We start from the raw sequence: 24060 nt of genomic DNA, 5'->3' as shown, positions 1-24060 counted from the left end.
GTGGCGCTAACTATCTGTACATTAGGCGAACTTCTGGTGGAGTTTTTATCCCGAAATCCACAGCAAAAATTCACCCGCCCCGGCGAATTTATTGGCCCATTTCCCAGTGGGGCTCCCGCTATTTTCGCCGCACAAGTCGCCAAATTACAACACCGTGCGATTATTTTCGGCTGCGTGGGTAACGATGATTTCGGTCGGCTGAATATTGAACGGCTACGTCACGAGGGCGTCATTGTTGACGGCATTCACATTATGAATAACGCCGTTACAGGTACTGCATTTGTTAGCTACCATAGTCCCCAGGAACGTGATTTTATTTTTAATATTCCCGACAGCGCCTGCGGTCTATTTACAGATAAGCATATTGATAGAGAGTTGCTGCGACAGTGCGGTCATATCCACATCATGGGCTCATCGTTATTTTCGTTCCGTATGATCGATGCCACGCGTAAAGCGATGATGGCGATTAAAGCGTCAGGCGGTACTGTCTCTTTTGACCCCAACATCCGTAAAGAGATGCTTAATATTCCTGAAATGGAACAAGCTTTTGATTATTTAATTGAATATACAGACATTTTCTTACCCAGTGAAAGCGAACTTCCCTTTTTTTCCCGGCATAAAAACCTTAAAGAAGAGCAGATCATTAGTGATTTATTATCCGCCGGGGTAAAGCATGTGGTGGTCAAACGCGCGCAAAACGGGGCGAGCTACAATCGACTCGAAAATGGGAAACTGCAAACTTTGCACCTTCCGGGATATAGCGTGAACAACGTTGACCCTACCGGTGCTGGCGATTGTTTTGGCGCAACCTTCGTCACATTATTTCTTGCCGGAGTCCCTCCCGAAACTGCTCTGGACTATGCCAACGCCAGCGGTGCGCTCGCCGTCATGCAGCAGGGTCCAATGGAAGGGATATCATCTCTTGGCGAAATAGAGGATTTTCTGCGCAGCCAACGCTAACGGTAAATTTTTCCTGTCAGATTATTTTCCCCATCCAGCCTGTTGCCGTAGAATTGCCCGTTTCATGCATCCATACCATAAGGAAGACACCTTCCATGGACAAACGGTTTGTTCAGGCCCATAAAGAAGCGCGCTGGGCGCTGTGGCTGACCCTCCTCTATCTTGCTGCCTGGCTGGCTGGCGCCTATCTGCCAGGCGTGGGTATTGGTATAACCGGCCTGCCGCATTGGTTCGAAATGGCCTGTCTGCTGGTACCTCTGCTGTTTATCCTACTGTGTTGGGGAATGGTGCGTTTCATTTTCCGCGACATCTCTCTGGAGGATAACGATGCAGTTTGAAATCATCGTCGTCCTGCTTGCCTACCTGTGTTTGGTATTTGGGCTGTCGTTTTACGCGATGCGCAAACGCAGTAGCGGCAATTTTCTCAGCGAGTATTTTCTCGGGAGCCGTTCAATGGGTGGTTTCGTCCTCGCGATGACGCTGACGACCACCTATATCAGTGCCAGTTCATTTATTGGTGGACCGGGAGCCGCCTATAAATACGGGCTTGGCTGGGTGCTGCTGGCCATGATTCAGGTTCCGACAATCTGGCTCTCGCTCGGGATTCTCGGCAAGAAATTCGCTATCCTGGCGCGGCGTTACAACGCGATCACCCTGAACGATATGCTACAGGCGCGATACCAAAGTCGCGCGGTCGTATGGATAGCCAGCGTGAGCCTGCTGGTCGCTTTCGTCGGGGCGATTGCCGTGCAGTTTATCGGCGGTGCCCGACTGCTGGAGACAGCCGCCGGAATTAAGTATGAAAATGGACTGCTGATCTTTGGTATTACCATTGCGTTGTATACAGCCTTCGGCGGCTTTCGCGCCAGCGTCCTCAATGACACCATGCAGGGTATGGTAATGCTGATCGGCACAATCGTGCTGCTGGTTGGCGTCGTCCACACGGCTGGCGGTTTACATAATGCTGTAGATACGCTACAGCACATCGACCCGAAGCTGGTATCGCCACACGGTGCGGATGATATTCTCACCCCTGCCTTTATGATGTCCTTTTGGGTGCTGGTATGCTTCGGCGTTATCGGCCTGCCGCATACCGCCGTGCGCTGTATTTCCTATAAGGATAGTAAAGCCGTCCACCGCGGGATCATTATCGGTACCATTGTTGTCGCGATCCTAATGTTTGGTATGCATCTGGCCGGCGCGCTGGGAAGAGCGGTGCTGCCTGACCTGACCGTCCCGGATCAAGTGATCCCGACTCTGATGGTACAGGTCCTGCCGCCATGGGCCGCCGGTCTGTTTCTGGCCGCGCCAATGGCCGCAATCATGTCAAACGTTAACGCCCATTTATTGCAGGCATCGGCTACGATCATTAAAGATCTTTGGCTCAGCGCACAACCGGCAAAAAAACATAGCGAGCAGAAGCTAAAGCGGATCTCAACGATCACTACTCTGGTGCTAGGGATCCTGATGATGCTCGCCGCCTGGCGCCCGCCTGAGATGATCATCTGGCTCAACCTGCTGGCATTCGGTGGGCTTGAGGCAGTGTTCTTATGGCCACTGGTGCTGGGTCTGTACTGGGAACGTGCGAACGCCAAAGGCGCATTGAGCGCTATGATCGTCGGCGGCGTACTGTATGCCATACTCGCTACTTTTAATGTTCAGTATCTGGGGTTCCACCCGATCGTACCCTCGTTACTGCTAAGTTTGTTGGCTTTCCTGGTCGGAAACCGTTTTGGTTCCTCCGCCCCGCAAGCCGCCATATTGACTACTGATAAATAAAGAGTTCTGCCATGCCATGGATCCAACTGAAACTGAACACTACCGGTGCAAACGCGGAAGAACTGAGTGATGCCCTGATGGAAGCGGGCTCCGTTTCTATCACTTTCCAGGACACTCACGACACGCCGGTGTTTGAACCTTTGCCCGGTGAAACCCGCCTGTGGGGCGATACCGATGTTATCGGTCTGTTTGACGCAGAAATGGACATGAAAGAGGTGGTCGCACTTCTGGAACAGCATCCGCTTCTGGGTACCGGTTTCGTACATAAAATCGAACAGCTTGAAGACAAAGACTGGGAACGCGAATGGATGGATAACTTTCATCCCATGTGCTTCGGTAAGCGTCTGTGGATCTGCCCTAGCTGGCGCGATGTGCCGGATAAGAATGCCGTCAACGTAATGCTCGACCCGGGCCTGGCGTTTGGTACTGGTACGCATCCTACAACTGCAATGTGTCTACAGTGGCTGGATGGACTCGATCTCGAAGGCAAAACGATTATCGATTTTGGCTGCGGCTCCGGCATTCTGGCCATCGCTGCATTAAAACTGGGAGCAGCGAAAGCCATCGGTATTGATATTGACCCGCAGGCTATTCAGGCCAGCCGCGATAACGCCGAGCGTAATGGGGTTTCTGAGCGACTTGAACTCTATCTGCCGAAAGATCAGCCAGACGCCATGAAAGCCGATGTCGTGGTCGCAAACATTCTGGCCGGCCCTTTACGCGAGTTAGCTCCTCTTATCAGCGTACTGCCAGTTACAGGCGGTCTGCTGGGCCTTTCCGGTATCCTTGCCAGCCAGGCTGAGAGCGTTTGTGAAGCCTACGCTGAGCTCTTTGACCTCGACCCAGTGGTGGAGAAAGAAGAGTGGTGCCGGATCACCGGTTGTAAAAAATAATCTTCTCTGTGGCCTCTCAGCAGGCCACATTTTTCCGCGTTTTCTGTGCAAAGCTCTCTGCCCTTCTGGGATAAAATCGCAATGTAACTCGCTGTAGTTACGAGATAAAAATAGCCATTTTATTCATTGGAAGAATGATATGAAAACAACGTTAGGCAAGGCGATACTCCTGGCATTAAGCATCATGCCCGTTACGGTTTTTGCTTCCCACTGGAGTTACGAAGGCGAAGGCTCTCCTGAGCACTGGGGTACGCTCAGCGAGGAGAATAAAACCTGTCAGACTGGCATGAATCAATCCCCTATCAACATCGATACAACGCTCACAGCACATCTCTCGCCGCTGGATGTCCACTATACCGATGGCCCGGTCACACTGATCAACAATGGCCATACGATTCAGGCGGGGTTAAAGACCACCACTGCGGATACCATCACGATTGACGGAACCCCATTTACGCTTCAGCAGTTCCATTTCCACGCTCCGAGCGAAAATACCATCCACGGCAAGCACTATGCGATGGAGATGCACCTGGTTCATAAGGACGCCAGGGGTGCCGTTACCGTTGTGGCCGCGATGTTTGATAAGGGTACAGCAAATGCAGAACTGGATAAGCTGTGGGCGGCCATGCCGGAGAAATCCGGGCAGGATACCAAAATCACCACGCAGATGGACCTCAACGCGCTTCTTCCTGCAGACAAGACATACTGGCGCTTCAGTGGTTCTCTGACCACACCGCCTTGTTCCGAAGGCGTCACCTGGATTGTCCTCAAACACCCCCTGACACTTTCTGCCGCACAGTTAGAAAAATTCAGCCATACCATGCATCACGATAACAATCGCCCGACACAGCCGCTAAATGGTCGCGTAATCGTCGAGTAATCTTAAGATACGCTTCACGATCATGTTCTGAAAATGAGAGCATAGTCACATTAAGTTGGGATAATTTGCTGATTTATTCAGCAGATTATCTTGTCAGTCCGTGACCTGATGAAGAAAAAACGAGAAGTTACGCAAAATTATATGTGTAGATAAATTCAACGCAAATTCTTAATCCAATGATTTATATAGTTAATTATTCATAGTCGCTTAATTGTACAGCGATTCTTTGATCCATCTCAGTGGATTGGTTAAAGTTTGGCCTTTCATCTCATGCAAAAAATGCGTAATATACGCCGCCTTGCAGTCACATATGGTCATTTCTTAACTCATGCGTATCGGACAATACCAGCTCAGAAATCGCCTGATCGCAGCGCCAATGGCTGGCATTACTGACAGACCATTCAGGACGCTGTGCTACGAGATGGGAGCAGGATTGACCGTATCCGAGATGATGTCTTCTAACCCTCAGGTTTGGGAAAGTGACAAATCTCGTTTACGGATGGTACATGTTGATGAGCCCGGTATTCGTACCGTGCAAATCGCCGGTAGCGTGCCGGAAGAAATGGCTGCAGCCGCCCGAATTAACGTGGAAAGCGGTGCCCAAATTATTGATATCAATATGGGGTGCCCGGCTAAAAAGGTGAATCGTAAGTTTGCAGGTTCAGCCCTCTTGCAGTACCCCGATCAGGTTAAGTCAATCCTGACGACGGTCGTCAAGGCAGTGGACGTTCCCGTGACTCTCAAGATTCGCACCGGTTGGGAACCGGAACACCGTAACTGTGTAGAGATTGCCCAACTGGCTGAAGAATGTGGCATTCAGGCTCTGACTATTCACGGACGCACACGCGCCTGTTTGTTTAACGGAGATGCTGAGTACGACAGTATTCGGGCAGTTAAGCAGAAAGTTTCCATTCCGATTATCGCGAATGGTGACATTACTGACCCGCTTAAAGCCAGAGCTGTGCTCGACTATACGGGGGCTGATGCCCTTATGATAGGCCGCGCGGCTCAGGGAAGACCCTGGATCTTTCGGGAAATCCAGCACTATCTGGACACTGGAGAGCTGCTGCCCCCGCTGCCTTTGGCAGAGGTTAAGCGCTTGCTTTGTGCGCACGTTCGGGAACTGCATGACTTTTACGGTCAGGCAAAAGGGTACCGAATCGCGCGTAAACACGTATCCTGGTATCTCCAGGAGCACGCTCCAAATGACCAGTTTCGGCGCACATTCAACGCCATAGAAGATTCCAGCGAACAGCTGGCGGCGTTGGAGGCATACTTCGAAAATTTTGCGTAATAGAAATAAAGAGCTGACAGAACTATGTTCGAACAACGCGTAAATTCTGACGTACTGACCGTTTCTACCGTTAACTCTCAGGATCAGGTAACTCAAAAACCCCTGCGTGACTCGGTTAAACAGGCACTGAAGAACTATTTTGCTCAACTGAACGGTCAGGATGTGAGTGACCTGTATGAGCTGGTACTGGCTGAAGTAGAACAGCCCCTGTTGGACATGGTGATGCAATACACCCGTGGTAACCAGACGCGTGCTGCCCTGATGATGGGTATCAACCGTGGTACTCTGCGTAAGAAACTGAAAAAATACGGCATGAACTGATACTAGTCAGTTAACTGTATGATTAAAAAGGCGCTCTTCGGCATGGGGAAGCGCCTTTTTTATTTCCTCTGGTTTATCAATTTACAACCATCCGCAGCCCATTTGCGTGACTATTTACACCGCAAAGTACCGACATAATATTATCTACCAAAGCGGGAGCCTGTTGATGAAGATCGAATTGTTCCGGCTCCATCAACCAGTTTTTGATAATACCAGTAAATACGCTGTGTAATACTATTAATGAAATTTCAATATTTGTTTCAGCCGGTAATAATCTATTACTAAGACAGCGCTGTAAAACCCCACGAATAATAGGATAACTAAAGCCAATTCTTTTACGAATCTCCGCCTCTGACATCATATCACTGGAAAATTCGCATTTATGATACAGAATCTGCATCAACGCGCGCTGTCTGGGATTATCGGCAATATATTGCAAACCCGTAATAAATTTCGCCCGTAAATTGCCTAACGGATCCTGACTGTCTGTCGGAATTTGATGCTGAAGCAGATCTCGTAACGGTTGCTGTTGTTGCCACATCTCATTAAACAGTTCTGCTTTACTGGAGAAGTGCCAATACACCGCTCCCCTCGTCACGCCAGCGGCATCAGCGATGTCAGTTAGCGTGGTGTTGGTGACCCCACGCAGAGCGAATTGCTGAATGGCAGACTCAATCAGGAGCTGCCGCGTCTTTAACGCATCTTCTTTTGTTCTTCTTGGCATACGATGCTCCATTTAACGCCATATCTATAATATAAAAATACCAGGATGCATATAAATCTAGCATCAGATAATCAATATTGTTTAGCAAAAACGCAGATAAGCAAAATCTTAAACAGAAAATAATAAATACATAATTCAAATAATTAATAAGAAAATTATTCATTGGATGAATATCAATGTAAGCAAATTTTAATTTAAGGTCATTCTTAAAATAAAATGATTAACGCTTTGCTTTTGCGTGCCTTGCTGATGGCTAAAAAATAACTATTCCTTACATACCTCGTTTTTTATTTGTAGGATAACAAACCGCTTTTTTATCCATTATTTCTTTCACAGATTGGTTGCCAAACTCGGCCCGCAATCTATAAGGAACAGCAATGACGAGTCACGCCCGGGTTACACTTTTATCCAGCCTAATCATCTCTACCATCTTGCTTAGCGGTTGCGATAATTCAGGTGATCAACAACCGCATGCGCAGATACCTCAGGTTTCAGTCCATATTGTAAGCAGCGCACCGCTGTCAGTGACCACGGAACTTCCGGGTCGAACATCGGCATACCGCGTTGCGGAAGTACGCCCGCAGGTTAGCGGGATTATTCTACAGCGTAATTTTGTCGAAGGTAGCGATGTCAATGCCGGGCAGTCTCTCTATCAAATCGACCCGGCGACTTATCAAGCCGCTTATAACAGCGCAAAAGGTGATGAAGCCAAAGCCGAAGCAGCAGCGGCTATCGCTCATCTGACAGTGAAACGCTACGCACCTCTTCTCGGAACACAATACATCAGCCAGCAGGAATACGATCAGGCTGTAGCGACCGCACGCCAGGCTGATGCCGATGTTATTGCCGCAAAAGCCGCCGTCGAAAGTGCGCGCATTAATCTGGCTTACACCAAAGTGACATCGCCAATCAGCGGCCGCATCGGTAAATCCAGCGTTACTGAAGGCGCCCTCGTGACCAACGGGCAGGCAGATGCAATGGCAACGGTACAGCAACTCGATCCGATTTATGTCGATGTCACCGAATCCAGTAATGATTTCATGCGTCTGAAACAGGAAAGCCTGCAGCACGGCAGCGATACCAAAAGCGTGCAACTGATTATGGAAAACGGTCAACCTTACGTACTAAAAGGCACTCTGCAATTCTCCGACGTCACTGTGGATGAAAGCACTGGCTCAATTACGCTGCGAGCAATCTTTCCGAATCCACAACATTCGCTGCTGCCGGGGATGTTCGTCCGCGCCCGCATTGATGAAGGTGTAGCTCCGAATGCCATCCTGGTTCCTCAGCAGGGAGTTACCCGCACACCACGTGGTGATGCCAGCGTGATGATCGTTAATGACAAAAACCAGGTTGAAAGCCGCCAGGTTGCGACCTCACAGGCAATTGGCGATAAGTGGTTAATTACCAGCGGTCTTAAGTCTGGTGAAAAAGTTATTGTCAGCGGTCTGCAGAAAGTTCGTCCCGGCGTCACAGTGAAGGCCGAAGTGGATACCGCGACATCCGTCGCGCAATAAGGTACGAATAATTATGTCTAAGTTTTTTATCCATCGACCGGTATTCGCCTGGGTGCTGGCCATCATTATGATGATTGCTGGCGGTCTCGCGATTATGCAACTGCCTATCGCACAATACCCGACGATCGCCCCGCCAGCTGTTGCCATCTCCGCGACCTACCCTGGTGCGGATGCGCAGACCGTGCAGGATACTGTGACTCAGGTTATCGAACAGAACATGAATGGTATCGATAACCTGATGTACATGTCCTCAACCAGTGATTCCGCAGGCGGCGTCACCATCACCTTGACCTTCACATCGGGTACAGATCCGGATATTGCGCAAGTCCAGGTACAAAATAAGCTCCAGCTCGCCACACCGCTGCTACCTCAGGAAGTGCAGCAACAGGGGATTAGCGTTGAGAAATCAAGCAGCAGTTTCCTGCTGGTTGCTGGATTCATCTCCGATAACACCAGCACTACTCAGGATGATATTTCTGACTACGTTGCATCAAACGTCAAAGATACTATTAGCCGACTTAACGGCGTTGGCGACGTACAGCTCTTCGGGGCCCAATATGCGATGCGTGTTTGGCTGGATGGCAACCTGCTGAATAAGTACAACCTGACGCCTGTTGATGTGATTAACCAGTTGCAGGTACAGAACGATCAGATTGCAGCAGGCCAACTTGGCGGAACGCCCGCTATTAAAGGCCAACAATTAAACGCGTCAATCATTGCTCAAACACGACTGAAAGACCCTGCAGAGTTTGGCAAGGTGACGCTGCGGGTGAACGCTGACGGCTCAGTGGTTCATCTGAAAGACGTGGCTCGCATTGAGCTGGGCGGTGAAAACTATAACGTCGTCGCCAAAATTAACGGTAAACCAGCATCCGGGCTGGGGATTAAGCTTGCTACCGGCGCCAATGCCCTCGACACCGCTGCAGCGATTAAAGCAAAGCTTGCCGAACTACAACCCTACTTTCCGCAGGGCATGAAAGTCGTTTACCCTTACGACACCACACCATTCGTGAAGATCTCTATTCATGAGGTGGTGAAGACGCTGTTTGAAGCGATTATTCTCGTCTTCCTGGTGATGTATCTGTTCCTCCAGAACATCCGTGCCACATTGATCCCCACCATTGCGGTTCCTGTCGTCTTGCTTGGCACATTCGCCGTGCTGGCTACCTTTGGCTATTCCATCAACACGCTAACGATGTTCGGTATGGTGCTGGCAATAGGATTGCTGGTCGATGATGCCATCGTGGTGGTGGAAAACGTCGAGCGCGTGATGGTAGAAGAGAGGCTATCCCCAAAAGAAGCGACAGAAAAATCAATGTCGCAAATTCAGGGGGCGCTGGTTGGTATAGCCATGGTGCTATCGGCAGTTTTTGTTCCCATGGCCTTCTTTGGCGGTTCTACGGGCGCGATTTATCGCCAATTCTCCATCACTATCGTCTCAGCGATGGCGCTATCCGTGTTGGTTGCACTGATTCTGACACCTGCACTTTGCGCCACTATATTGAAACCCGCCTCCGCCGATCATCATGAGAAGAAAGGTTTTTTTGGCTGGTTTAATGCGAATTTTGACCGTAGTGTCAACCACTACACCAACAGCGTCAGCGGGATACTACGCTGTACCGGGCGCTATCTCATCATCTATCTGCTGATTGTCATTGGCATGGCTGTACTGTTTATGCGTCTGCCAACCTCCTTTTTACCGGATGAGGATCAGGGGGTATTTATGACCATGATTCAACTTCCATCCGGCGCGACGCAAGAACGTACACAGAAGGTCCTCGATACCGTTACCGACTACTATCTGCATAAAGAGAAGGCGAATGTTGAAAGCGTCTTTACCGTTAACGGTTTTAGCTTTAGCGGCCAGGGACAAAACTCCGGTATGGCATTTGTCAGTCTGAAGCCATGGGAGGAGCGCAGTGGTTCGGAGAATGGGGTTGAAGCAATCATCAAGCGAGCCACGGTCGCTTTCAGCCAGATTAAAGACGGCATGGTTTTCCCATTCAATCTCCCCGCAATTATTGAGTTGGGTACTGCCACAGGCTTCGACTTTGAGCTTATCGACCAGGGTAACCTCGGTCATAGCGCGCTGACTCAAGCACGAAATCAGTTGCTTGGTATGGTAAGAGAACATCCGGATCAACTGGTGCGCGTACGACCAAATGGGCTTGAAGATACTCCGCAATTTAAGCTTGATGTTGATCAGGAGAAAGCCCAGGCACTGGGTATTTCACTATCTGATATCAATGAAACCATTTCCGCAGCACTAGGTGGCTATTACGTTAATGATTTTATTGACCATGGTAGAGTTAAAAAAGTCTATGTTCAGGCTGACGCCCATTTCCGTATGTTGCCGAGCGACATCAACAGTATGTACGTCCGTAGTGCTAATGGCGAAATGGTACCATTCTCAGCTTTTGTAACCTCACACTGGGTTTATGGTTCTCCGCGCCTGGAGCGTTATAACGGCTTACCTTCGATGGAAATTCTGGGTGAAGCCGCTCCGGGCAAAAGTACCGGGGATGCAATGATTTTGATGGAACAACTAGCCAACAAACTGCCTACTGGTATTGGCTTCGACTGGACAGGAATGTCTTATCAGGAACGCTTATCCGGTAATCAGGCGCCTGCTTTATATGCAATTTCGCTAATAGTGGTTTTCCTGTGCCTTGCCGCACTCTATGAAAGCTGGTCTATTCCATTCTCAGTGATGTTAGTCGTCCCGTTAGGAGTTGTCGGGGCATTATTAGCAGCCTCATTACGTGGGCTTAATAATGACGTTTATTTTCAGGTAGGTTTATTAACGACGATCGGTCTCTCTGCCAAAAACGCTATTCTTATTGTCGAATTTGCGAAAGACCTTATGGATAAAGAAGGGAAGGGAATCATTGAAGCAACGCTCGAAGCATCTCGTATGCGTTTACGCCCTATCTTAATGACCTCATTGGCCTTTATTCTTGGTGTACTGCCCTTGGTTATTAGCCATGGGGCAGGCAGCGGGGCACAAAACGCCGTGGGTACGGGAGTTATGGGAGGAATGTTGACAGCAACGTTGCTGGCTATCTTCTTCGTACCGGTATTCTTTGTTGTCGTAAGACGCCGCTTTACTAAGCATATCGAGTAAGTCTCTCTTTCCAAAGGCGCCATTCTGGCGCCTTTTTTTATGCCTGAAGTTTTTGATCATCCCGATAAAAATCAACGTGTTTATTATTTTTTAAAAGATCGCACGTTATTCAACTAGCCATATTATGACGACATAATCGCGTAAGTTTCTTCACGATATTTACGTTGCTCATAAATTGAGATTATTTACCCTACCCGTCCTCAGTATTACCGATGATAAAATAGGCTATTCCGTAATGTATGGGTTCCCATTACAGCGAAACGGATTATTTAGAGGTAATATCATGAAAAAATTCGTTTTAGTCACATTGCTGACAACGCTTCTCGCTGGTTGTGCACATGATTCTCCGTGCGTACCTGTCTATGACTCCGAAGGCAGATTAGTACACACTAATACCTGTATGAAAGGAACGACTCAGGACAACTGGGAAACTGCGGGCGCTATTGCCGGAGGCGCGGCTGCAATTGCAGGCTTGACGCTTGGCATTGTCGCACTAACTCGCTAATCACTTACAATCGCCGCTATGCACTGGTACCGGAGCTAATCCCGGTACCGTTTTTCGGCAAGATACACCCAATATACTTAAGTTACTGCACAATGCTCTGTTCTCTGTGATTTGAATAGCGCTGGCCACTAACGACATAAACCGAAGCTGAATTGAGTACACAGCGCGAATTAATATTTTCATGCGATTAGAAACGCAAAAAGCCCATCCTGACGGATGGGCTTTTCACTTATTTGGTGCCTGGCAATGCCCTACTCTCACATGGGGAGACCCCACACTACCATCGGCGCTACGGCGTTTCACTTCTGAGTTCGGCATGGGGTCAGGTGGGACCACCGCGCTATCGTTGCCAGGCAAATTCTTTTCAAATCGCCGAACTTTAACCTAAAAACTGGTGCTGATACCCAGAGTCGAACTGGGGACCTCACCCTTACCAAGGGTGCGCTCTACCAACTGAGCCATATCAGCACACTAAATTTGATGCCTGGCAGTTCCCTACTCTCACATGGGGAGACCCCACACTACCATCGGCGCTACGGCGTTTCACTTCTGAGTTCGGCATGGGGTCAGGTGGGACCACCGCGCTATTGCCGCCAGGCAAATTCTGTTTAATCTGTATCAAGCTGAAATTCTCTCAAATCCGCCAAAACATCTTCGGCGTTGTAAGGTTAAGCCTCACGGTTCATTAGTACCGGTTAGCTCAACGTATCGCTACGCTTACACACCCGGCCTATCAACGTCGTCGTCTTCAACGTTCCTTCAGGACTCTCAAGGAGTCAGGGAGAACTCATCTCGGGGCAAGTTTCGTGCTTAGATGCTTTCAGCACTTATCTCTTCCGCATTTAGCTACCGGGCAATGCCATTGGCATGACAACCCGAACACCAGTGATGCGTCCACTCCGGTCCTCTCGTACTAGGAGCAGCCCCCTCAATTCTCCAGCGCCCACGGCAGATAGGGACCGAACTGTCTCACGACGTTCTAAACCCAGCTCGCGTACCACTTTAAATGGCGAACAGCCATACCCTTGGGACCTACTTCAGCCCCAGGATGTGATGAGCCGACATCGAGGTGCCAAACACCGCCGTCGATATGAACTCTTGGGCGGTATCAGCCTGTTATCCCCGGAGTACCTTTTATCCGTTGAGCGATGGCCCTTCCATTCAGAACCACCGGATCACTATGACCTGCTTTCGCACCTGCTCGCGCCGTCACGCTCGCAGTCAAGCTAGCTTATGCCATTGCACTAACCTCCTGATGTCCGACCAGGATTAGCTAACCTTCGTGCTCCTCCGTTACTCTTTAGGAGGAGACCGCCCCAGTCAAACTACCCACCAGACACTGTCCGCAACCCGGATTACGGGTCCACGTTAGAACACCAGCCATTAAAGGGTGGTATTTCAAGGATGGCTCCATGCAGACTGGCGTCCACACTTCAAAGCCTCCCACCTATCCTACACATCAAGGACCAGTGTTCAGTGTCAAGCTATAGTAAAGGTTCACGGGGTCTTTCCGTCTTGCCGCGGGTACACTGCATCTTCACAGCGAGTTCAATTTCACTGAGTCTCGGGTGGAGACAGCCTGGCCATCATTACGCCATTCGTGCAGGTCGGAACTTACCCGACAAGGAATTTCGCTACCTTAGGACCGTTATAGTTACGGCCGCCGTTTACCGGGGCTTCGATCAAGAGCTTCTCCGCGAGGATAACCCCATCAATTAACCTTCCGGCACCGGGCAGGCGTCACACCGTATACGTCCACTTTCGTGTTTGCACAGTGCTGTGTTTTTAATAAACAGTTGCAGCCAGCTGGTATCTTCGACTGATTTCAGCTCCATGAGCAAGTCACTTCACCTACCATCAGCGTGCCTTCTCCCGAAGTTACGGCACCATTTTGCCTAGTTCCTTCACCCGAGTTCTCTCAAGCGCCTTGGTATTCTCTACCTGACCACCTGTGTCGGTTTGGGGTACGATTTGATGTTACCTGATGCTTAGAGGCTTTTCCTGGAAGCAGGGCATTTGTTACTTCAGCACCGTAGTGCCTCGTCATCACACCTCAGCGTTGAATAACGTTCCGGATTTACCTGGAACATCCGCCTACATGCTTAAACCGGGACAACCGTCGCCCGGCTAACATAGCCTTCTCCGTCCCCCTTCGCAGTAACACCGAGTACAGGAATATTAACCTGTTTCCCATCGACTACGCCTTTCGGCCTCGCCTTAGGGGTCGACTCACCCTGCCCCGATTAACGTTGGACAGGAACCCTTGGTCTTCCGGCGAGCGGGCTTTTCACCCGCTTTATCGTTACTTATGTCAGCATTCGCACTTCTGATACCTCCAGCAACCCTCACAGGCCACCTTCAACGGCTTACAGAACGCTCCCCTACCCAACAACGCATAAGCGTCGCTGCCGCAGCTTCGGTGCATGGTTTAGCCCCGTTACATCTTCCGCGCAGGCCGACTCGACCAGTGAGCTATTACGCTTTCTTTAAATGATGGCTGCTTCTAAGCCAACATCCTGGCTGTCTGTGCCTTCCCACATCGTTTCCCACTTAACCATGACTTTGGGACCTTAGCTGGCGGTCTGGGTTGTTTCCCTCTTCACGACGGACGTTAGCACCCGCCGTGTGTCTCCCGTGATAACATTCTTCGGTATTCGTAGTTTGCATCGGGTTGGTAAGTCGGGATGACCCCCTAGCCGAAACAGTGCTCTACCCCCGAAGATGAGTTCACGAGGCGCTACCTAAATAGCTTTCGGGGAGAACCAGCTATCTCCCGGTTTGATTGGCCTTTCACCCCCAGCCACAAGTCATCCGCTAATTTTTCAACATTAGTCGGTTCGGTCCTCCAGTTAGTGTTACCCAACCTTCAACCTGCCCATGGCTAGATCACCGGGTTTCGGGTCTATACCCTGCAACTTAACGCCCAGTTAAGACTCGGTTTCCCTGCGGCTCCCCTATACGGTTAACCTTGCTACAGAATATAAGTCGCTGACCCATTATACAAAAGGTACGCAGTCACCCAACAAGTGGGCTCCTACTGCTTGTACGTACACGGTTTCAGGTTCTGTTTCACTCCCCTCGCCGGGGTTCTTTTCGCCTTTCCCTCACGGTACTGGTTCACTATCGGTCAGTCAGGAGTATTTAGCCTTGGAGGATGGTCCCCCATATTCAGACAGGATACCACGTGTCCCGCCCTACTCTTCGAGTTCACAGCCTGTGCGTTTTTGTGTACGGGAGTATCACCCTGTACCCTGCGACTTTCCAGACGCTTCCACTAACACACAAACTGATTCAGACTCTGGGCTCCTCCCCGTTCGCTCGCCGCTACTGGGGGAATCTCGGTTGATTTCTTTTCCTCGGGGTACTTAGATGTTTCAGTTCCCCCGGTTCGCTTCGTTAAGCTATGTATTCACTTAACGATAGTGTGTCGAAACACACTGGGTTTCCCCATTCGGAAATCGTCGGTTATAACGGTTCATATCACCTTACCGACGCTTATCGCAGATTAGCACGTCCTTCATCGCCTCTGACTGCCAGGGCATCCACCGTGTACGCTTAGTCGCTTAACCTCACAACCCGAAGATGTTTCGTAAAACACTTCATGATTGCAAAAATTTGAGAGACTCGAACACACCGTCATGCTGTTCTTATTACGGAGAACAGACGCAGCGTGTCGTTTCAATTTTCAGCTTGATCCAGATTTTTAAAGAGCAAAACTTCGCAGTGCACCTTTTCAGGTACACTCTGAAGTTTTCTTGTTTTTTGCAGTAAAAGGATGGTGGAGCTATGCGGGATCGAACCGCAGACCTCCTGCGTGCAAGGCAGGCGCTCTCCCAGCTGAGCTATAACCCCATCGTAAAAACTTATCTCTGTACCGATAATTTGTCCTGAGACAAGGCGTGAAATGACGAAGCATACTGACGTATGCGAGTCGTTTCACAACACAGTATCAGGGCAAATTTGGTAGGCCTGAGTGGACTTGAACCACCGACCTCACCCTTATCAGGGGTGCGCTCTAACCACCTGAGCTACAAGCCTGCAGAGATTTTTACTGCTAATTTTTCATCAGACAATCTGTGTGGACACTACAAAGGCAGGTTCTTTAAGGTAAGGAGGTGATCCAACCGCAGGTTCCCCTACGGTTACCTTGTTACGACTTCACCCCAGTCATGAATCACAAAGTGGTAAGCGCCCTCCCGAAGGTTAAGCTACCTACTTCTTTTGCAACCCACTCCCATGGTGTGACGGGCGGTGTGTACAAGGCCCGGGAACGTATTCACCGTGGCATTCTGATCCACGATTACTAGCGATTCCGACTTCACGGAGTCGAGTTGCAGACTCCGATCCGGACTACGACATACTTTATGAGGTCCGCTTGCTCTCGCGAGGTCGCTTCTCTTTGTATATGCCATTGTAGCACGTGTGTAGCCCTACTCGTAAGGGCCATGATGACTTGACGTCATCCCCACCTTCCTCCAGTTTATCACTGGCAGTCTCCTTTGAGTTCCCGGCCGAACCGCTGGCAACAAAGGATAAGGGTTGCGCTCGTTGCGGGACTTAACCCAACATTTCACAACACGAGCTGACGACAGCCATGCAGCACCTGTCTCAGAGTTCCCGAAGGCACCAAAGCATCTCTGCTAAGTTCTCTGGATGTCAAGAGTAGGTAAGGTTCTTCGCGTTGCATCGAATTAAACCACATGCTCCACCGCTTGTGCGGGCCCCCGTCAATTCATTTGAGTTTTAACCTTGCGGCCGTACTCCCCAGGCGGTCGACTTAACGCGTTAGCTCCGGAAGCCACTCCTCAAGGGAACAACCTCCAAGTCGACATCGTTTACAGCGTGGACTACCAGGGTATCTAATCCTGTTTGCTCCCCACGCTTTCGCACCTGAGCGTCAGTCTTTGTCCAGGGGGCCGCCTTCGCCACCGGTATTCCTCCAGATCTCTACGCATTTCACCGCTACACCTGGAATTCTACCCCCCTCTACAAGACTCTAGCCTGCCAGTTTCGAATGCAGTTCCCAGGTTGAGCCCGGGGATTTCACATCCGACTTGACAGACCGCCTGCGTGCGCTTTACGCCCAGTAATTCCGATTAACGCTTGCACCCTCCGTATTACCGCGGCTGCTGGCACGGAGTTAGCCGGTGCTTCTTCTGCGAGTAACGTCAATCACTAAGGTTATTAACCTCAATGCCTTCCTCCTCGCTGAAAGTACTTTACAACCCGAAGGCCTTCTTCATACACGCGGCATGGCTGCATCAGGCTTGCGCCCATTGTGCAATATTCCCCACTGCTGCCTCCCGTAGGAGTCTGGACCGTGTCTCAGTTCCAGTGTGGCTGGTCATCCTCTCAGACCAGCTAGGGATCGTCGCCTTGGTGAGCCGTTACCTCACCAACAAGCTAATCCCATCTGGGCACATCTGATGGCATGAGGCCCGAAGGTCCCCCACTTTGGTCTTGCGACGTTATGCGGTATTAGCTACCGTTTCCAGTAGTTATCCCCCTCCATCAGGCAGTTTCCCAGACATTACTCACCCGTCCGCCGCTCGTCACCCGAGAGCAAGCTCTCTGTGCTACCGCTCGACTTGCATGTGTTAGGCCTGCCGCCAGCGTTCAATCTGAGCCATGATCAAACTCTTCAATTTAAGTTTGATGCTCGTGAATTAAACTTCGTAATGAATTACGTATGTTCACTCAGAGACTTGGTATTCATTTTTCGTCTTGCGACGTTAAGAATCCATGTCACTTTGAGTGCCCACACAGATTGTCTGATAAATTGTTAAAGAGCAGTGCAACGCGGCTTTTGCTCACCGTTGCGAGGTGGCGTATAATACGCTTTCCTCTTTCAGAGTCAACCTCTTATTTTCAGGTTTTTCTCTTCAACCGACCCGGCTGTTTGTGTGAAGTGATTCACATCTGCCGTGTCAGTGGGAGCGCATTATAGGGATCCCATCTTTTTGCACAAGCCTTTTTTAGATCTTTTTTTCCAAATGATGTTTTTTCACCCTTTTCGCAGGGTTTATACTCAATTCGCCTAATTTTTACCACGCCAAAGGGTTGCAGATGGTCCCAAAAGCTACCAAAGTCTCTTCATCCCCTGGTTTATTGAGGTAAGCATGCCTGTGAATCTACGTCGTTATAAAGATTTATCCCCGAAAATAGGTCAAAACGTGATGATCGACACCAGTAGCGTGGTGATCGGCGATGTCAGAATTGATGATGATGTCAGTATTTGGCCAATGGTCACAATTCGCGGTGATGTGAATTATGTGGAAATAGGCGCGCGCACCAACATTCAGGACGGCAGCGTCTTACATGTCACTCATAAGTCTTCATATAATCCACATGGCAATCCACTGATTATTGGCGATGATGTGACCGTTGGTCATAAAGTTATGCTGCACGGCTGCACTATAGCTAACCGCGTGCTGGTTGGTATGGGGTCGATTGTACTGGATGGTGTCATTGTGGAGGATGACGTCATGATTGGTGCCGGTAGTCTGGTTCCACAAAACAAACGTCTGGAAAGCGGCTACCTTTATTTTGGCAACCCGGTTAAACAAATACGCCCCCTCACGGAGGCGGAAATTGTGGGGCTAAGGTATTCAGCAAACAACTATGTGAAATGGAAAAATGATTATCTGGCTCAGGAAAACCAGACCCATCCTTGAGCGTCTTCTTGCTGGTCGCAGATTAATTCGTGGGCTTCCTCTTCCAGATCCCAACGATGCTCACGAAATGCGGCCAGGCACAGTTCGGGATCTTCGTCACCAAAACGTTGCTGAAGCGTTGTTAGCTTTATGGCACAGATCAGTTGCATACCGTTAACTAATGCTGGAAAAGCGATACACTGACGCTCGTCATCCCATACTTCCCTGTCGGGAAATTGAATAGCCTGGTTCACGTGTTCAATTCCTCATGCAAAGCCAGAATTACAGGGGCAATTTCCGGCAGAACACCGTGCCACAATAGTACTGAGTGTGCGGCCTGTGCCACCAGCATTCCCAGCCCATCTGCACATCTTTTAGTACCATGTTGCTGACACCAACGTAAAAATGGCGTGCAACCTTTCTGATAAAACATGTCATAGCAATAGACATGAGTGTTGATTAGCGAAACGGGGATAGCAGGGACTTCTCCTTCAATACCGCTAGATGTGGCATTAATGATGAGATCAAACACCTGATCATTTAATGCTTCTATATCCAGAGCACGGACGCTGCCAGTATGAGCAAACAGCGTTGCCAGTTCATGCGCACGCGAAAATGTACGATTCACAATAGTGACAGCGCAATCCAGCGATAAAAGAGGCAGCAATACGCCACGTGAAGCACCACCTGCACCAATAAGCAGAACCCGAAAACCAGGTTTAATGAAATCGAGTCGTTCTAAATCACTCAGTAGCCCCACGCCATCGGTGTTGTCCCCCAGCAACCGGCCATCCTCCAGCCGTTTAAAGGTATTAACAGCACCGGCCAGTGCCGCGCGTTCGGTTAACTCATCTGCTCGCGCGAAAGCCTCTTCTTTGAAAGGAACGGTGACGTTAGCTCCCTTGCCACCATCACCAAAAAAAGCGTTAAGAGTATTTACGAAATCATCAAGGGGAGCCAGGACTCGCCCATATGGATGCGTAATCTGCAGCTGCTTCGCAAAGAGCTGATGAATAGATGGTGACTTGCTATGAGCAATCGGGTGTCCAAATACTGCGTAGGTTTCCATAAGTTATCCCTGGCGGAAGAGTTCGCCCGTCAAGGCATCACGTATTTCAGAAGGATTCTGACGCCCACCGGTTACCCCATCAACTACCGGGAAGCTAGCGCCAAACTGCGCATAAACCTCAGCAGTCGTACGGCAAGGTGGCTCACCAGATAAATTGGCGCTAGTAGAAACCAATGGTTTACCGTAAGCCTCACATAACTCAACTACCTGCGGGTGATCCGTTACTCGCACTGCCAGAGAATCGAAACGGCCGGTCAACCAGCGGGGTGTAGAATTGAGAGCAGGGAATACAAAGGTCACCGGCCCAGGCCAGCAGGAAAAAATAGCAGCACGCCGCTCATCGCTAAGTTGTGAATCATCAATATAAGGTTTGAGCTGTTCAAAGTTAGCGGCGATTAGAATCAGTCCTTTATCAACCGGTCGCTGTTTAAGCGCCAACAAATGCATGACAGCTTTTTCGCTATCGGGATCACAGCCGACGCCAAAAACAGCTTCCGTAGGATAGGCGATGACAAGTTCATTGTTCAGGACCGAAACTGCATGTGCGATGGTTTCTGAGAGCAGGTTATTATTCACTGATTATTCCGCCGGTGTCGGCTTTCCACATTGTTTGCTGGCACAAAAACGCTTTACGCCCTGCACCGTTTTCTTTTCGATTAGTAGAGGGTAATGACACTCTGGGCACTCACCCGCCACTGGCTTAAAATTAATGACGAACTGACAATCAGGGTAGCGATCGCAGGAATAAAAGTTTTTTCCGAAACGTGAACGACGTTGGACCAGATGTCCCTGACTACACTGCGGGCAGGCTATTGCAGTCTCATCAGGTTTATCAATGAGTTCAGTATGCTCACATTCTGGATAGTTGCTACAACCAATAAACATACCAAAACGTCCTTGCCGCAGTACCAATATGGCGCCGCAAGACGGACACACCTGACCCTCCAGAACTTTGACAATATGCCCGTCCGCCTGATTCTTCAGGGAACGGACATAATCACAGTCCGGATAATGTGAACAGCCGAGAAAAGGCCCATGTTTCCCAGAACGTATTACAAGTTCAGCCCCACACTGGGGGCAAGGCTCGTTTTTACGCACCGAAAACAGTGCTGATTTGGTCATAACAACTCTAGTGTCGCTGCGAAAAGATTAATGCAGCATACCTTCATTTACTTCGAAGAGTAATTCTTCCATTTGCTGATAGGCGTTTTCGCAGCCCGGAATATTAAACAGCACCATCAGGATGACCCACTTCAGATCCTCCAAATCGAACTCTGCCGTATCCAGCGCCAGTACGCGTTCTATCACCATTTCCCGCGTTTCGAGGTTCAACACCTGAATTTGCTCAAGGAATAATAAGAATCCTCGGCAGCTCGCATCCAAACGCTGACACTCCTCATCGGTATATACTCGTAAGGAGAGTGGGTCAGAAGCAAGCTGCATGGGCGCAACAAGGCCCTCTTGATAGTCAGCCAGTTTCTCGAGCCACATCAGCGCGTTATAGATGTCCTCCCGTTCAAAACCAGCATCGGTAAGATCCCGAGTCAGTTTATCCTGGTCCACTCGCATTTCTGCTTCGTTATGGATGTAAGTCTCAAACAAATACATGAGTACGTCGAACATGGCTTGCCCTCCTTAATCGGACATAGCCGCCGGGTACAGCTGCGATCCAGCCTGCTAACTCCAGTTCAAGTAGCTGAGCTACGGTCACTGGCACAGATTGGCCGGCACGTTCAGCGACAACGTCAACAGGTGTTACCTCATCTCCTACGTTAGCCAGGAGCTCTGGAAATGGCAATGCTACAGGTGGCTGATTGTCGCAATTATTTACGTTATCAGGCTCATCGAAGACCCATAGCAGCTCATGCTGCCAATATTCAACTATATCTTCCGGTGCGGTAACTGGAATGGCTCCTTGCTTGATAAGCCAATGTGGACCTTCGGAACCAGGACTACCAATAGGTCCGGGTAATGCGAAGACTTCCCTTCCCTGTTCCAGAGCACAGCGAACAGTCACTAATGAGCCACTTTTTAATGCTGCCTCGATAACCAATACGCCAACACTTAATCCACTGATAATCCGGTTACGACGGGGAAAGTTGCCCGGTAATGGGGGAGTAAAAAGAGGAAATTCGGAGAGTACAACGCCTCCACTGCTAGTTATCTGTTCTGCTAATGCTTGATGGCGGCGAGGATAAATCTCTCTTAAACCATTTCCTAAAACGGCAACGGTTTTTCCTTGCCCCTCCAGTGCACCACGATGAGCTATACCATCAATACCTAAAGCCAATCCGCTAGTGATCGTAATGCCATAGCGAACTAAAACCTCACAAAACATTTTCCCCCAACGAGCGCCATACCATGAATGCGCGCGACTGCCCACTACGGCTAACTGTCGGCTGCTCAGTAATACCGGATCACCACAAGCTAAAAGTGCGCCAGGATAGTCCACAATTGCTCGTAGCTGGGGAGGATAGAGAGGATCGTCAGCAGTGAGTAGATAACAATTTGGTCGTTCCAGCCATTGCAGTGTTGTATCAATCTCATGTTGATTAATTCCAAGAAAATGTTTCGATTGCACCTTATTCAAACCGCAGGCATTCAAACTCTCATGATCTATTGTTGGGATTGAACATAACTGATGAGCAACCATCACCATTTCGTCGCCATACAGGCTGCTCACTTTCATCAGGCGTAACCAAATTTCTGTAGGCGTCATCCCTATCCCCCTCTGCCATAAGCGGCTTTAGCAATCTTTGCGATTGGACAGCGAGACTGTCAATTGCGGGGGGTTTTGTCTAGAATAGAGCTAATAATCTTATCAACTCCTGAATACAACTCTGGATCTTTATGGCAGTTTTGCAAGTGTTACATATTCCGGACGAGCGCCTTCGCAAAGTCGCTGAGCCGGTCAAAGAAGTGAATGCGGAAATTCAGCGTATCGTCGATGATATGTTCGAGACAATGTACGCTGAGGAAGGCATTGGTCTGGCCGCTACGCAGGTGGACATCCATCAGCGTATTATTGTTATTGATGTGTCAGAGAATCGAGAAGAGCGTCTGGTGTTAATTAATCCAGAATTGTTGGAAAAAGACGGTGAAACTGGGATTGAGGAAGGCTGCCTTTCCATTCCTGAGCAGCGTGCATTGGTACCACGTGCCGAAAAAGTAAGGATTCGGGCACTGGATCGTGAAGGTAAGCCGTTTGAACTGTCAGCCGATGGTTTACTGGCTATTTGTATCCAACATGAAATGGATCATCTAGTAGGCAAACTATTTATTGATTATCTGTCCCCGCTTAAGCAACAGCGTATCCGCCAGAAAGTTGAAAAACTGGATCGCCTGAACGCACGAGCCTGAAGACAAGGACTAACGTGTCACAATCATTACGTATAATTTTTGCGGGAACGCCCGATTTTGCAGCGCGTCATCTTGACGCACTGTTGTCATCTGAGTATGAGATCGTCGGTGTATTCACTCAGCCAGACAGGCCTGCAGGTCGTGGCAAAAAACTCATGCCGAGTCCTGTCAAAATACTGGCGGAAGCAAATGGCCTGCCGGTATTTCAACCCTCTTCACTGCGCCCGCAGGAAAATCAGCAGTTGGTTGCCTCGCTGAACGCCGATGTGATGGTTGTAGTTGCTTATGGATTAATCCTCCCCAAGCAGGTTCTGGACATGCCACGTCTGGGTTGCCTCAACGTTCACGGTTCTTTGTTGCCACGTTGGCGCGGTGCGGCGCCAATCCAGCGTGCATTATGGGCTGGTGATACCGAGACAGGCGTGACCATTATGCAAATGGACGTAGGGCTCGATACTGGTGATATGTTGTATAAACTGTCTTGCCCAATTACTGGAGAAGACACCAGCGGTAGCTTGTACGATAAATTGGCGGTTCTTGGACCACAAGGATTACTGGAAACTCTGGCTCAACTAGTCAGTGGTACAGCAAAACCTGAAGTACAAGACGAAACGTTAGTCAGCTATGCCGAGAAGCTAAGCAAAGAAGAAGCGCGTATTGACTGGTCACTTTCTGCCGTGCAGCTTGAACGTTGCATTCGGGCGTTCAATCCATGGCCAATAAGCTGGCTAGAAATTGATGAACAACCAGTAAAAGTCTGGCGTGCATCGGTTAGCACCGATACAAGCAGTGCTGAACCCGGCACTATCGTGGCGGTCAGCAAATTGGGTATCCAGGTGGCAACTGGTGACGGTATCCTAAATCTGGAATCGCTGCAGCCAGCGGGTAAAAAAGCAATGAGTGCACAGGACTTGCTGAATTCTCGTCGGGAGTGGTTTATCCCCGGTCATCGTCTCGCCTGACGGTTCTCTCTTCTAAAGC

At 49.6% G+C, this 24060-nt stretch carries 20 protein-coding genes, 3 tRNA genes and 4 rRNA genes; 13 read left to right on the top strand and 14 right to left on the bottom strand.

All coding sequences use genetic code 11. The annotated features are described in order from the left end of the window. The 7 genes from ACMYSL_RS02850 (at window position 1) to fis (ending at window position 6127) form a co-directional block, all read left to right on the top strand. Window positions 1-960 (top strand): sugar kinase, encoded by a 960-nt coding sequence (locus tag ACMYSL_RS02850; protein WP_434661325.1) that lies wholly within the window; start codon window positions 1-3, stop codon window positions 958-960. 95 nt (window positions 961-1055) lie between these two features. Continuing rightward, entirely contained in the window at window positions 1056-1298 is a 243-nt protein-coding gene (locus ACMYSL_RS02845; protein ID WP_112213515.1) for a YhdT family protein, read from the top strand. Further along, the gene (gene panF, locus ACMYSL_RS02840; RefSeq protein WP_434661324.1) at window positions 1288-2739 is read left to right on the top strand and encodes a sodium/pantothenate symporter; all 1452 of its coding nucleotides are present in this window, start codon (window positions 1288-1290) and stop codon (window positions 2737-2739) included. The genes ACMYSL_RS02845 and panF overlap by 11 nt, the downstream gene beginning before the upstream one ends. An 11-nt stretch (window positions 2740-2750) precedes the next feature. Beyond that, window positions 2751-3632 (top strand): 50S ribosomal protein L11 methyltransferase, encoded by an 882-nt coding sequence (gene prmA, locus ACMYSL_RS02835; protein WP_181484690.1) that lies wholly within the window; start codon window positions 2751-2753, stop codon window positions 3630-3632. 139 nt (window positions 3633-3771) lie between these two features. After that, complete coding sequence (locus ACMYSL_RS02830; protein ID WP_434661323.1) at window positions 3772-4512, top strand: carbonic anhydrase; 741 nt, start codon at window positions 3772-3774, stop codon at window positions 4510-4512. A 328-nt stretch (window positions 4513-4840) separates the two neighbouring features. Then, complete coding sequence (gene dusB, locus ACMYSL_RS02825) at window positions 4841-5806, top strand: tRNA dihydrouridine synthase DusB (protein ID WP_112213512.1); 966 nt, start codon at window positions 4841-4843, stop codon at window positions 5804-5806. Between the two features lie 24 nt (window positions 5807-5830). Further along, window positions 5831-6127: a DNA-binding transcriptional regulator Fis gene (fis, locus tag ACMYSL_RS02820; RefSeq protein WP_003855228.1), complete on the top strand. Its 297-nt coding sequence runs from the start codon at window positions 5831-5833 to the stop codon at window positions 6125-6127. Window positions 6128-6203: 76 nt separating this feature from the next. On the opposite strand, the gene envR is transcribed toward fis, so the two are convergent. After that, entirely contained in the window at window positions 6204-6851 is a 648-nt protein-coding gene (gene envR, locus ACMYSL_RS02815) for an acrEF/envCD operon transcriptional regulator (protein WP_434661322.1), read from the bottom strand. A gap of 377 nt (window positions 6852-7228) precedes the next feature. Between envR and ACMYSL_RS02810 the strand changes: the two genes are divergently transcribed. The 3 genes from ACMYSL_RS02810 to ACMYSL_RS02800 all read left to right on the top strand — a co-directional run bounded on the left by ACMYSL_RS02810 (window position 7229) and on the right by ACMYSL_RS02800 (window position 11997). Next, complete coding sequence (locus tag ACMYSL_RS02810) at window positions 7229-8368, top strand: efflux RND transporter periplasmic adaptor subunit (protein WP_434661321.1); 1140 nt, start codon at window positions 7229-7231, stop codon at window positions 8366-8368. A gap of 13 nt (window positions 8369-8381) precedes the next feature. Further along, window positions 8382-11492, top strand: a complete 3111-nt coding sequence (locus ACMYSL_RS02805) for an efflux RND transporter permease subunit (protein WP_434661320.1) — start codon at window positions 8382-8384, stop codon at window positions 11490-11492. Between the two features lie 283 nt (window positions 11493-11775). Beyond that, window positions 11776-11997 carry a hypothetical protein gene (locus ACMYSL_RS02800; protein ID WP_110272798.1) on the top strand — a complete coding sequence of 74 codons (222 nt, stop codon included), beginning with the start codon at window positions 11776-11778 and terminating at the stop codon, window positions 11995-11997. A 238-nt stretch (window positions 11998-12235) separates the two neighbouring features. Here ACMYSL_RS02800 and rrf (ACMYSL_RS02795) read toward each other — a convergent pair. The 7 genes from rrf (ACMYSL_RS02795) to ACMYSL_RS02765 form a co-directional block, all read right to left on the bottom strand. After that, window positions 12236-12351, bottom strand: a 5S ribosomal RNA gene (gene rrf, locus ACMYSL_RS02795). A gap of 38 nt (window positions 12352-12389) precedes the next feature. Beyond that, window positions 12390-12465, bottom strand: a tRNA-Thr gene (locus ACMYSL_RS02790). A gap of 14 nt (window positions 12466-12479) precedes the next feature. Next, window positions 12480-12595: ribosomal RNA gene (gene rrf, locus ACMYSL_RS02785) — 5S ribosomal RNA — on the bottom strand. Window positions 12596-12661: 66 nt separating this feature from the next. Beyond that, window positions 12662-15566, bottom strand: a 23S ribosomal RNA gene (locus ACMYSL_RS02780). A gap of 207 nt (window positions 15567-15773) precedes the next feature. Next, window positions 15774-15849 (bottom strand) — tRNA-Ala (locus tag ACMYSL_RS02775). 109 nt (window positions 15850-15958) lie between these two features. Then, window positions 15959-16035: transfer RNA gene (locus ACMYSL_RS02770), tRNA-Ile, on the bottom strand. 70 nt (window positions 16036-16105) lie between these two features. Continuing rightward, window positions 16106-17645: ribosomal RNA gene (locus ACMYSL_RS02765) — 16S ribosomal RNA — on the bottom strand. The 16S, 23S and 5S rRNA genes sit together here with 3 tRNA genes alongside, the layout of an rRNA operon. Before the next feature lie 471 nt (window positions 17646-18116). On the opposite strand from ACMYSL_RS02765, the gene ACMYSL_RS02760 reads away from it, so the two are divergent. Next, a complete protein-coding gene (locus ACMYSL_RS02760; RefSeq protein ID WP_182235098.1) occupies window positions 18117-18671 on the top strand; it encodes a gamma carbonic anhydrase family protein in 555 nt (184 codons plus the stop codon). Here ACMYSL_RS02760 and ACMYSL_RS02755 read toward each other — a convergent pair. Genes ACMYSL_RS02755 through dprA form a run of 6 tightly spaced genes read right to left on the bottom strand, consistent with a single transcriptional unit; the run spans window position 18647 to window position 22438 of the window. Continuing rightward, window positions 18647-18904: a DUF1488 domain-containing protein gene (locus ACMYSL_RS02755; protein WP_112217281.1), complete on the bottom strand. Its 258-nt coding sequence runs from the start codon at window positions 18902-18904 to the stop codon at window positions 18647-18649. The genes ACMYSL_RS02760 and ACMYSL_RS02755 overlap by 25 nt on opposite strands. After that, window positions 18901-19719, bottom strand: coding sequence for a shikimate dehydrogenase (aroE, locus tag ACMYSL_RS02750; protein WP_434661319.1), 819 nt, complete (start codon window positions 19717-19719; stop codon window positions 18901-18903). Before aroE ends, ACMYSL_RS02755 begins: the two co-directional genes overlap by 4 nt. 3 nt (window positions 19720-19722) lie before the next feature. Beyond that, complete coding sequence (gene tsaC, locus ACMYSL_RS02745; RefSeq protein ID WP_434661318.1) at window positions 19723-20295, bottom strand: L-threonylcarbamoyladenylate synthase type 1 TsaC; 573 nt, start codon at window positions 20293-20295, stop codon at window positions 19723-19725. A 3-nt stretch (window positions 20296-20298) separates the two neighbouring features. Then, window positions 20299-20841: a DNA topoisomerase family protein gene (locus ACMYSL_RS02740; RefSeq protein ID WP_142513300.1), complete on the bottom strand. Its 543-nt coding sequence runs from the start codon at window positions 20839-20841 to the stop codon at window positions 20299-20301. A gap of 27 nt (window positions 20842-20868) precedes the next feature. Further along, window positions 20869-21342, bottom strand: coding sequence for a DUF494 family protein Smg (gene smg / locus ACMYSL_RS02735; RefSeq protein ID WP_004125874.1), 474 nt, complete (start codon window positions 21340-21342; stop codon window positions 20869-20871). Then, entirely contained in the window at window positions 21314-22438 is a 1125-nt protein-coding gene (dprA, locus tag ACMYSL_RS02730; protein ID WP_434661317.1) for a DNA-protecting protein DprA, read from the bottom strand. The genes smg and dprA overlap by 29 nt, the downstream gene beginning before the upstream one ends. A gap of 131 nt (window positions 22439-22569) precedes the next feature. Here dprA and def point away from each other — a divergent pair, with 131 nt between their 5' ends. Beyond that, window positions 22570-23079: a peptide deformylase gene (def, locus tag ACMYSL_RS02725; RefSeq protein ID WP_112217276.1), complete on the top strand. Its 510-nt coding sequence runs from the start codon at window positions 22570-22572 to the stop codon at window positions 23077-23079. A gap of 14 nt (window positions 23080-23093) precedes the next feature. Beyond that, window positions 23094-24041, top strand: a complete 948-nt coding sequence (fmt, locus tag ACMYSL_RS02720) for a methionyl-tRNA formyltransferase (RefSeq protein ID WP_434661316.1) — start codon at window positions 23094-23096, stop codon at window positions 24039-24041. The last annotated feature ends 19 nt before the right edge of the window (window positions 24042-24060 follow it).

The sequence above is a fragment of the Klebsiella sp. MISC125 genome (assembly GCF_051131775.1).
Lineage (GTDB): Bacteria > Pseudomonadota > Gammaproteobacteria > Enterobacterales > Enterobacteriaceae > Klebsiella.
The sequence above is the reverse complement of the archived record's forward strand: the minus strand, read 5'-3'. Positions and strand labels throughout refer to the sequence as shown.